At 40.8% G+C, this 11,381-nt stretch carries 8 protein-coding genes; 2 read left to right on the top strand and 6 right to left on the bottom strand.

Annotation, left to right across the window (positions count from 1 at the left end; genetic code table 11):
* On the bottom strand, positions 1–2,110 hold a 2,110-nt coding region (locus F9B91_RS11240), incomplete at its 3' end, for a G5 domain-containing protein (protein WP_191962380.1).
* A gap of 217 nt (positions 2,111–2,327) precedes the next feature.
* Between F9B91_RS11240 and F9B91_RS00685 the strand changes: the two genes are divergently transcribed.
* Positions 2,328–3,812, top strand: coding sequence for a M protein trans-acting positive regulator PRD domain-containing protein (locus tag F9B91_RS00685; RefSeq protein ID WP_150922245.1), 1,485 nt, complete (start codon positions 2,328–2,330; stop codon positions 3,810–3,812).
* 47 nt (positions 3,813–3,859) lie between these two features.
* On the opposite strand, the gene yaaA is transcribed toward F9B91_RS00685, so the two are convergent.
* The 5 genes from yaaA to F9B91_RS00660 form a co-directional block, all read right to left on the bottom strand.
* Positions 3,860–4,588, bottom strand: a complete 729-nt coding sequence (gene yaaA, locus F9B91_RS00680; protein ID WP_150922244.1) for a peroxide stress protein YaaA — start codon at positions 4,586–4,588, stop codon at positions 3,860–3,862.
* Between the two features lie 78 nt (positions 4,589–4,666).
* A complete protein-coding gene (locus F9B91_RS00675; protein ID WP_033681539.1) occupies positions 4,667–4,831 on the bottom strand; it encodes a DUF3953 domain-containing protein in 165 nt (54 codons plus the stop codon).
* Between the two features lie 178 nt (positions 4,832–5,009).
* A complete protein-coding gene (locus F9B91_RS00670) occupies positions 5,010–6,605 on the bottom strand; it encodes a hypothetical protein (RefSeq protein ID WP_150922243.1) in 1,596 nt (531 codons plus the stop codon).
* 11 nt (positions 6,606–6,616) lie between these two features.
* Positions 6,617–7,027, bottom strand: coding sequence for a peptide deformylase (locus tag F9B91_RS00665; protein ID WP_150922242.1), 411 nt, complete (start codon positions 7,025–7,027; stop codon positions 6,617–6,619).
* A 113-nt stretch (positions 7,028–7,140) separates the two neighbouring features.
* Positions 7,141–9,837: a cation-translocating P-type ATPase gene (locus F9B91_RS00660; RefSeq protein WP_033681536.1), complete on the bottom strand. Its 2,697-nt coding sequence runs from the start codon at positions 9,835–9,837 to the stop codon at positions 7,141–7,143.
* A 307-nt stretch (positions 9,838–10,144) separates the two neighbouring features.
* On the opposite strand from F9B91_RS00660, the gene mntE reads away from it, so the two are divergent.
* Positions 10,145–11,338: a CDF family manganese efflux transporter MntE gene (gene mntE / locus F9B91_RS00655; RefSeq protein ID WP_150922241.1), complete on the top strand. Its 1,194-nt coding sequence runs from the start codon at positions 10,145–10,147 to the stop codon at positions 11,336–11,338.
* The last annotated feature ends 43 nt before the right edge of the window (positions 11,339–11,381 follow it).

Raw genomic sequence — 11,381 nt, 5'->3', positions numbered from 1 at the left:
CACCTTGTGCCCCAGTGAGACCGCGTTCGCCTCGGTCCCCTTTTTCACCTTTAGCACCTTGTGCCCCAGTGAGACCGCGTTCGCCTCGGTCCCCTTTTTCACCTTTAGCACCTTGTGCTCCAGTTAGACCGCGTTCACCTTGGTCTCCTTTTTCACCTTTAGCACCTTGTGCCCCAGTGAGACCGCGTTCACCTTGGTCTCCTTTTTCACCTTTAGCACCTTGTGCCCCAGTGAGACCGCGTTCACCTCGATCTCCTTTTTCACCTTTAGCACCTTGTGCCCCAGTGAGACCGCGTTCACCTTGGTCTCCTTTTTCACCTTTAGCACCATCTTTAATAGCAATTCTTTGAACAAGTTCGTCTACACCTTCAGTGTAAACACCGTTACCATCATTATCAAGATAGAAAGTGAGGTTATTGGTATCACCGATTTTATTTTGATCAACACGTGGTTTTACAGTTTCAATGAATTCTTTAGCGACACCGATTTGAACAATACGTGGTTTAGCTTCTTTAGTAACTCTATTACTAATTGGCAAGCCTAGGATTGTTTCATTACCTAATCGATGAACTTTATAGGTAATTTGACGTTGTCCTTTTTCACCTTCTCTAACTAATCTAGTCTCACCTTCTGGCAATTTACTAGTTGGAAGATAGATAGTTTGGAATTCAAGTTCTTCTGTAACAGTCTTGTTACTAGTACCACCATTTGGATTTGCATCCAAGAGGAGTGGATTTGCTCTGTAATAATAGTTGGAGTTACTGTATGGGTCATTGCTAGTAGCGGCACCACCACCACCTTGGTCCACGTTAAAAGTAACTGGTTTCAAACGAACAGACAAGTCACCATTTGGATTAATGATAGGCAAACTAAATCTGATTGTTTGTTCCATGTTAGTTGAAGTAGCAGAAGTCATACTGTATCCTGAGTGAGATACAAAGTTGGCACCCTGGCTAATAGGTTTTGATTGTTCTCTCAATCTAGGGGTTGTGATGGTTGCATTTGAAGGATTTCCAAATCCATCCCCTTTATCCAAGATAAAGTTATTATTAACAAATTCGCCCGGACCAGAATATTTGATTGTGAAATTCAATTTATTACCTTGACGTACTGTTGTTACATCGTAATGAATTGAATTACCACCACGTGAGTTCCCGTAGCCACGGAAACTATAACTACGACCACCTTGGCTGATGTCTGAAAATGCAACTGTATTTCCAGAACCTGAGACAATTGGGTTGGCTGGATTGCTAGCCGCTCTAAAGCCACTATGACCTTTATCCAAGTCTTCCTTACGGATAGCTGGATTTTGGCGAGCATCAGAAAGGCTCAAACCTGGTTTCAAGATTTCATTAGTAGATTTTGGAGCTGAAGTTGTTTCTACTTTGGCAGGTGCATTAGTTGCTAAAACGCTACTATCAACAGCTGAACGGTCAGTCGTTGTTGCAACTGGCTTAGCTTCTTCTTTGGCTTCTGCTGTGTCAGCTTTCTTCACTACAGGAGTTTCTGATACAGTTCCTTTATCAGAGTTAGAACGAAGTTCTAGACCAATAATAGCCGATTGGATAGATGTCTCTGCTGCTGATATTTCAGCTTCAGATGCATCTGCTTTCCCAAGCAAGCTTTGACCAGCTTGGATACTTGCTTGCAAGTTAGCAGCACTTGCTTCTGTATATAACTTACTTTCTAATTTTTTAGCACGTGAAAGAGCTGTTAACAATTTTGACTTGTCAACAGCATCTTGATGACTTGCTTCTTTTTTGTCTTTTGCTTCTTCAACTTTTTCTGCTGGTCTAGTAGCTTCTTCAGTTTTAGCTGGAGTCGTTTCTACTGGGTTAGCAACAGTTGGAGCTGCATAAGTTGTTTCTTTTTTAGGTGTAGAAACTTCTGCTGGTTTAGTAGCTTCATCTACCTTATCCTTATCAACAGAGACACTATTAGTTGCCTCAGGATGTTGTTCCTCTGCTTGTACTGATTGCGCATTGGCAGCAGTTCCCAAGACTAAGGCTGTCCCGAGCAAGACACTAGCCGCACCAAAGTGATACTTACGAATAGAGTATCGTTGTTGCATGCTATACCAGTCAAATGATTTCTTATGTGAATGTTTCATTTCAAACTCCTAGATAGTAATTTATAGTTTACACTTTACAACTATTTGAGCCATTAATCAATATTATCTATGAAATTAATATATCTGATTTTTGTACCATGGAGCCATATTTTTTTTTTTTTTTTTTTTGAATTTAATGTACATATTTTTAATTCTTGTTTTTTTGTACAAAAGAATCATAATTATGATACAATATAATTTAGGAGGAAATACCTAAATGCGCAACCTTTTATCCACAAAAGACCAAAGACAATTACGTTTAATGGAAACCTTAATTCAGAATCGTAATTGGATAAGGTTACATGCACTTGCCGAAAAATTAGGATGTACAGAACGAATCCTAAAAAATGATTTAAATGAATTACGAACAGCTTTCCCAAATATTGACATCCAATCTTCCGTTAACGGAATTATGATTGATTTAGATGTTAACACTAGTGTAGAAGATATTTATCAATATTTTCTAGCCCATTCCCAATCTTTTCAATTACTAGAGTATATGTTCTTCAATGAGGGGCTACCTATTTATCGAACAGTTGAAAATCTTCACTCAAGTAATGCCAACCTCTATCGATTAGGCCGAAATATTACAAAAACTCTATCATCACAATTTCAGATTGAATTATCTTTTACCCCTACTGCAATTCTTGGTAATGAAACGGATATTCGTTATTTTTTTGCCCAATACTTTTCTGAGCGCTATTATTTCCTAGACTGGCCTTTTCCAGACCTTCCTGAGGAGGATTTAACAGAGTTTGCTGATTTCTTCTATAAAATCACGAATTATCCAATGCGATTTTCAATTTATAGAATGTACAAATTGATGATAGCTATCAGTATTTACCGCGTCAAAAATGGTCATTTTATCGACTTACCAAATCATTTCTTCGATGAATACTACCCTCTTTTGATGAATATTCCAAATTTTGAGGAGCTACTTGTCCATTTCTCTGAAAAACTGGGACTTGAAATCACTCCAGATATCATCGCCCAAATTTTTATATCCTTTATTCAAAACAATCTTTTCTTAAATCCTCAAGAATTCTTCAACTCTTTAGAAGAAAACAGTGAAGCAAGATACTCTTACCAATTACTTAGTCAAATATTAGAAAGCCTATCAAAACAATATAAGATTACTTTTACCAACCACGATGAGCTGATTTGGCATTTACACAACACTGCTTTCTTTGAAAGACAGGAAATCTTTTCTACCCCAATCTTATTTGAACAAAAAGCATTAACGATTAAAAAATTTGAAGTTTACTTCCCAGACTTTATGGGAAGTGCGCGTCAAGAACTGGCTCAATACCGTCAAGCAATTGGACAGCATGACCATCCTGAACAGTTGGAACACTTGATGTACACCATCTTAACCCACGCTGAAAACCTCTCTACTCAGTTGTTAGAAAATCGACCACCTATCAAGGTTTTGATTATCAGTAACTTTGACCATGCTATATCCCTTACCTTTGTTGATATGCTTTCCTATTACTGTAATAACCGCTTCACCTTCGATACTTGGGATGAATTACAAACAAGTCCTGAGATTTTAAATCAGACAGATTACGATATCATCGTGTCTAATTTCTATATTCCAGGGATTACTAAGAAGTTTATTTGCCGAAACCATCTGTCAATCATGGATTTGGTTAATCACCTCAACACTTTATCAAATGAGATTCATATATCCAATACTTTATAAACTAAAAAGTCAGCAGGGTCCTGCTGACTTTTTCTCTTATCTGATTTCTATACTTCCTTAACAAAAACCAATTCCTGTGGCTGTGACAAATCTTCTCTGTAGGTAAACCCTGCAAAGCTTAAGCGACGAGCTTCCTCCACCGTCTGCACTCGATTTTCTATCAGGGCTGTCAGGAAGGCACCACGCGCTTTCTTTGAAATAGTTGAATGAATCTTCAGCTGACCACCTCTATCCTCCATGAATTTGAAGGTCACCATTTTTCCTCTGATTTCCTTAGAAAATACAGTCTCAAACTCGGATGACAAGAGAGAGAAAATTAGGTCTTCACCATTCATAGCTTCATCATAGGTTTGCTTCCAATGGCTCTTCAAAGTCTTACCAGCGACTTTTAATTTCATCAAAAAGTCCAAACGGTGAGGGGCTATGGGTGACAAGGCTGGTACGACTCCGTACAAAGCCGAAGTAATAAAGACATGATTTTCAAGATAGGCCTGTTCTGCATCGTTCAGTTTGTCTCGCTTGATGTGGCGGTACATCAGCCCATCAAAAAGTTTCAAGGCTGGGTAGTGTTGAGCAGTCTGCCTTTTCAAAGCTTGGATATTTTGAAATTCTTCCGCCGCCTTTTCAGCTGATACCTTGTAAAAACTCTCCAATTGACTAGCAGAATAGAGGGCCAAGGCATCCAGCACAGCCTGACTTTCTGGTTTTAAAGGAGCGGCTTCAATACTCGGCAAGTCTGTGTTCATTTCTTTTGCTGTTGGGATTAAAATTTTCATATTAATAGTGTAGCATATTTTTTAGCCACTACCAAGAAATTCATCTAAAAAACCTCGGTTTGAACGAGGTTTTTCTGTTTATTTTGGCCATCCTAACCAGACAGCCACGAGAACAAGGGTTGTGCCAGCTAAACTTGTTAAGATAGATAAGAATGTATCTTTTTTCTCCTTGAACTGAGAAAAACCTATCTTCAAAACGAGCAATCCCAGTAACATTGAAGCAACCATCACATAAAAACCCATTTGTTTGTCCTCCATTAGTATTAATTTACCTTATTATAACTTATACTTTCTAAGAAAACCTATTTTTATACTCAATGAAAATCAAAGAGCAAACTAGGAAGCTAGCCGCAGGCTGCTCAAAACACTTTTTGAGGTTGCAGATAGAGCTGACGTAGTTTGAAGAGATTTTCGAAGAATATTATTGTACTTTAAAAGTCTTGAGATAATTGTCTTTTCCTACTTGACCTTCGAAGGTTTTACCATTTTCAAGATAAGGGAGGTCATCTGATACAGAGGCCTTGACCTTGTAAATCTTGCTATCAACTTTAAAGAAATATACGGTGTCGCCCTTGATAACAGCTGATTTGAGGTCTGCCACCACACCCTTAATGCTTTCTGTTGTTTCATTATCAATTTCAAGGTCGTTTTTATTGGCGTACTTGCTGAGCAGTTCTTCTACTGTAGTAGCTACGATAACATTTTGGTACTCGACTGCATCAACCAAGGCGTACTCTTTGACCAAACCAGCATTGTCCTTCAAGCCCATGATGTACAGAGGCTTGTCATTGAGGTTGATGAGGATTGGGAAGGTTGCTTTGTAGGATTTCTCCTGAACAGCACCTTCTGCTGATTCACGGGCCGATTCTTCAGTCGCAGAAGCCAAGCTGTATTTGGTTATTTCTCCTGTGCGCATATTTTCAAGGATAAAACCAAGATTACTTTCATCTGCATTGGCCGACGTCACACCTGTGTAGAGGTAGATGTCATTACCGATAGACAAATAATTATAGCCCTTGGTAGTCTGGGTCACGTTTTTCTTGGAAATCATAGCATTCCAGAAACCGTCCTTGTACTTGCCGTTATAGTTGATTTGCTCAATGGTTTCCTCAGCTGGATAGACCCTGTCTACCCATTCTGGGACTTCTGATAAGCTGTATTCCTTGGTTTCTCCATTTGTAGCATCCAAGATAATGACTGAAACAGGACGGGGAACCGCAAGTCCAAATTGCTTTTGGTAAACCGTAGCCACATAGAAAGGATTACCTTCATCGTCCACCTCAAAAGATGGAGTCTTGAAGATTTTGGTTGGGTACTTCAAGCGCAGGTGACGCTTGACATCGCGGTTAAAATACTCCGAGTCCGAATACTTGATTGGTGTCTTCAAGTCCACCAAGTCCGCATTTCCGGTTACCATGTCCACCTTAATATATTCGCCGATTCCCTTGGCCTGATTGTTAAACCACTTGATAGGATCTGCGTATTCTAGTGGCGTAACTCGATAAGGTTTCCCATCAATCGTCAATTGGGTATAGGTGTCTGCCGCTACGTACTGCGACACCTTATCTGTTAGGGAACCCAAGTAGCGGTCACCAATTTTTTCAGCGGTACTTCTATCTAAGATAGGAACCTTACTGGTATCAGTCTTAGGAAATTCAGTAAAGTCTTTTTCCGTAACTGTGACTACATTGGCATAATTTTTAGCCTGAAAAATACTAGAAGTCACCAAGGAAACCAAAGCTGCCAAGAGAAGAATTCCTCCAATAGAAGCTAAAAGAACTTTCCCTAACCGATTGATTTTGAAACCCTCAAGATTTAAGGCAGCTTCCGCCTTGCCGTGGCGCATATGAACCGTTTTGACCAAATTTATCCCACTACCAAAACCAAATAAGATTGCTACAAGCAGCAAATGCCCACAGAGGAAAAAGAGAAATTCCCAACTGGTCAAATTAAGGGGCGGTAAAAAGATATACCAGGTTGTTGCGATAAAAATAAGTTCAAAGACTATTCGTTTCATTTACTTTCCTCCTAAATGATTCGTCCTTCCAAGTGATCCAGTTCATGCTGGCAAATCTGGGCTGGGAAGCCTGTTAAGGTAATGGTCTGTTCCTGCCACTTGCTGTCACGATAGGCAACCCTTATAGTTTCATAACGCTTAGTAGATCTCACACCTACCAAGGACAAACAACCTTCCTCTGTCTCATAAGGTCCTTCAAAGGACAGGAGCACTGGGTTAAACATGACCATGGGAACCAATCCAAGATTAAAGATGATCACGCGCTTTTGCACCCCAATCATATTGGCAGCCAGACCGACACAGGTCTCACGATTTGCTAAAAGCGTATCCTGTAAATCTCTGGCAAGATACAGATCATCTTGACTTGCCGGCTGAGACACCTGTGATAAAAACAAAATGTCCTTTACAATTTTCTTTTCCACTTCCTCACACTCCTCTAGATGTTTACTATATTATAGCAATTATAGCACAAAAGTTAGTAACTGCAAGCCCTTTCCCTCAATTGTAGCAAAAAGCCATCCGAAGATGACTTTTTTTAAATCGCATTCTTGTCAAAGCCGAGTTTACGTTGAATAAACTTAACAATTTCGACGATAATAATCATTGAAAAGCTTCCGCCCATAACGATTCCCCATTGTGACAAGTCTAGTTTGGTTACGTGGAAGATTCCTTCAAGTGGTTCTACGACGATTGTTGCCATGAGAAGGATGAAGGATACCAAGATGGACCAGTTGAAGGTCTTAGACTTGAATGGGCCAACTGTCAAGATGGATTGGTAAACAGACTTGACATTGTAGGCATGGAAGAGCTGAATCAAACCAAGGGTTGCAAAGGCCATAGTAAGAGCATCCGCATGAATGGCATGATTGTCACCCACATGAACTGGGTAAAGAAGGGCAAGACCATAAACACTCATAACAATTGCTGCTTGGAGTACACCTTGATAGATGATAGAACTCAAAACACCACCTGAGAAGAAGCTTGCCTTGCGTCCACGTGGTTTATGGTTCATGACACCAGGCTCAGCAGGTTCAACACCAAGAGCGATAGCTGGGAAAGTATCCGTTACCAAGTTAATCCACAAAAGATGAACTGGCTGTAAGACATCCCAACCAAACAAGGTTGATAGGAAGATAGTTAATACTTCAGCAGTATTGGCAGAAAGCAGATACTGGATAGTCTTTTGAATATTTGAGAAGACCTTACGTCCTTCTTCAACTGCGACGATGATAGTCGCAAAGTTATCATCTGCAAGAATCATGTCAGATGCCCCCTTAGAAACCTCTGTACCAGTGATTCCCATACCGATACCGATATCGGCTGTTTTCAGAGCTGGCGCATCATTGACACCATCACCTGTCATGGCAACGACTTTACCTTGTTTTTGCCAAGCCTTGACGATACGAACCTTGTGTTCTGGAGACACACGGGCATAAACAGAGTATTGACCAACGACTTTTTCAAAGTCTTCATCAGATAGTTCGTTGAGCTCAGCACCAGTTAAAACGTGTCCTTCTGTATCATTTGCATCAATGATTCCCAAACGTTTGGCAATAGCTTCTGCAGTATCTTGGTGGTCACCTGTAATCATAATTGGACGAATTCCCGCTTCCTTAGCCACACGAACAGCCTCAGCAGCTTCAGGACGTTCAGGGTCAATCATCCCAATCAAACCAGTAAAGATTAAATCATTTTCAAGCTCTTCAGAGATCAGGTTTTCTGGAATACTATCGATAATCTTATAAGCACCTGCAAGGACACGCAAGGCTTGGTGGGCCATTTCAGAGTTGTTTGTGTGAATGAGGTTTGTAACCTTCTCGTCAATCGGAGCAATATCCCCAGCCTTATCACGAAGAACACAACGTTTCAAGAGTTGGTCTGGCGCACCTTTAACAGCTACGAGGAAGCGTCCATCTGCAAGTGGATGAACTGTTGACATGAGCTTACGTTCAGAATCAAATGGCAACTCAGCCACACGTGGATATTTCTCTAAGAAACCTTTAACATCGTAGCCCTTGTCCAAGGCATACTGGATGAAGGCTGTTTCAGTAGGGTCACCAATCAGATTGCCTTCGACATCAATCTTAGTATCGTTAGCTAAGACTACTGAACGTAGAAGCGGCATTTCAAGACCCAGTTCAATGTCACCAGCTGAGTCATGTAGGACTGCATCATAGAAGACTTTTTCAACGGTCATCTTGTTCATGGTCAACGTACCAGTCTTATCAGAAGCGATGATTTCTGTTGAACCAAGAGTTTCAACTGCTGGCAACTTACGAACGATAGAGTTTCGTTTGGCTAAAACTTGAGTACCAAGGGCAAGAACAATAGTTACGATAGCTGGGAGCCCTTCTGGAATAGCTGCAACGGCAAGGGCAACAGAGATCATCAACTCACCGAGTGGATTTTTCCCTTGAATGAAAACACCCACTACAAAAGTAACAAGTGCAATAACCAAGATAGCATAGGTCAAGACTTTAGAAAGGTTGTTCAAGTTTTGTTTAAGTGGTGTATCTGTCTCATCCGCATCTTGAAGCATACCAGCGATATGACCAACTTCAGTGTACATCCCTGTATTGACAACAACACCCATCCCACGACCATAGGTCACGTTTGAGTTTTGGAAGGCCATATTGACACGGTCCCCAATACCAGCATCTGCAGCAAGTTCAACTGTCAAGTCTTTTTCGACTGGCACAGACTCACCTGTCAAGGCAGCTTCTTCGATCTTAAGAGAATTAGCTTCTAGCAAACGTAGGTCTGCAGGTACTACATCACCAGCTTCGAGAGCGACGATATCACCTGGTACCAATTCTTTAGAATCAATCTCCGCCATATGACCATCACGAAGAACGCGGGCAGCTGGACTAGACATGGATTTGAGGGCTTCGATAGCTTCTTCTGCTTTCCCTTCTTGGTAAACACCAAAGGCAGCATTGATGATTACCACGGCTAAGATGATAATGGCATCTGCGATATCTTCCCCACCAGAAGTCACGACTGACAAGATTGCTGCCGCAACTAGGATGATAATCATCAAATCCTTAAATTGCTCGATAAATTTGACCAGGATTGATCGTTTCTCGCCTTCTTCGAGTTCATTGTGGCCAAATTCTGCAAGGCGCTTTTCCGCCTCACTTGATGACAAACCTTGCTCGGTCGCATCCACAGCCTTCAAGACCTCTTCAGGACTCTGAGTGTAAAACGCTTGGCGTTTTTGTTCTTTTGACATGTGTCTCCTCCTTGACATTGTGTGCAAAACAGACTCTCTTTTCCCTCATCGCATCTTTTCACGACAAACAAAAAGAGACCTATTAATCATAACAAGTCTCGCTGTTTAAGATAGTGCCGGAAAGCATACTTTTCAGTATAAAATTCGGAATGACGACACTATCACAGGTTTCTGCCAGCTACTCCCTTGAGTAGTACTATTATACCAAATTTTGAAAAGTTTTCAAAGAGTAAAAAATGACTTATTTGAATTTTCCCTTGAAAACCAGTATAATGGTAGAATGCTATATGACTAGAAAGGAAGTTGAATGAAGCAATCTATCTCAAATCTCAAGTTAGCTGAGCGTGGGGCCATTATCAGTATTTCGACCTATTTGATCTTGTCTGCAGCGAAATTAGCAACTGGGCACCTCCTCCATTCATCCAGTTTGGTGGCCGATGGTTTTAACAACGTGTCGGACATCATTGGAAATGTGGCCCTCTTGATTGGAATCCGGATGGCACGCCAGCCTGCTGACCGAGACCACCGTTTTGGCCACTGGAAGATTGAGGATTTGGCTAGCTTGGTCACTTCTATTATCATGTTCTATGTTGGCTTTGATGTTCTAAGGGATACCATTCAGAAGATTCTCAGTCGTGAAGAAACAGTCATTGACCCTCTTGGTGCAACCCTAGGAATCATTTCTGCAGCGATTATGTTTCTAGTTTATCTCTACAATACTCGCCTCAGTAAGAAATCCAACTCCAAAGCACTGAAGGCCGCAGCAAAGGACAATCTTTCTGATGCTGTTACCTCACTTGGTACTACTATTGCCATCCTAGCTAGCAGTTTCAATTATCCCATTGTGGATAAACTGGTTGCCATTATCATCACTTTCTTTATCTTGAAGACTGCCTATGATATCTTTATCGAGTCTTCCTTTAGTCTTTCAGATGGCTTTGACGACCGTCTGCTTGAGGACTATCAAAAGGCCATTATGGAAATTCCCAAAATTAGCAAGGTTAAATCTCAAAGAGGTCGCACCTACGGTAGCAACATTTACCTTGATATTACGCTAGAAATGAATCCTGACTTGTCTGTTTTTGAGAGTCATGAAATCGCGGATCAAGTCGAGTCTATGCTGGAGGAACGTTTTGGAGTCTTTGATACCGATGTCCATATCGAGCCCGCACCTATTCCTGAGGATGAAATTTTAGATAACGTCTATAAAAAATTGCTTATGCGCGAGCAATTGATTGACCAAGGAAATCAACTGGAAGAACTCTTGGCTGACGATTTTGTCTATATTCGTCAAGATGGAGAGCAGATGGATAAAGAGGCCTATAAAGCCGAAAAAGACTTGAATTCCGCTATCAAGGATATTCAGATCACTTCCATCAGTCAGAAGACCAAACTCATCTCCTATGAGTTAGATGGTATCATCCATACCAGTATCTGGCGTCGCCACGAAACTTGGCAAAATATCTTTCATCAAGAAACAAAAAAAGAAGACAAACAGTAACCCTATCCAATGGATAGGGCTTTTTTGATTGATTTTCTTTAAC

The sequence above is a fragment of the Streptococcus mitis genome, from assembly GCF_008763935.1.
GTDB lineage: Bacteria > Bacillota > Bacilli > Lactobacillales > Streptococcaceae > Streptococcus > Streptococcus mitis_DB.
The sequence above is the reverse complement of the archived record's forward strand: the minus strand, read 5'-3'. Positions and strand labels throughout refer to the sequence as shown.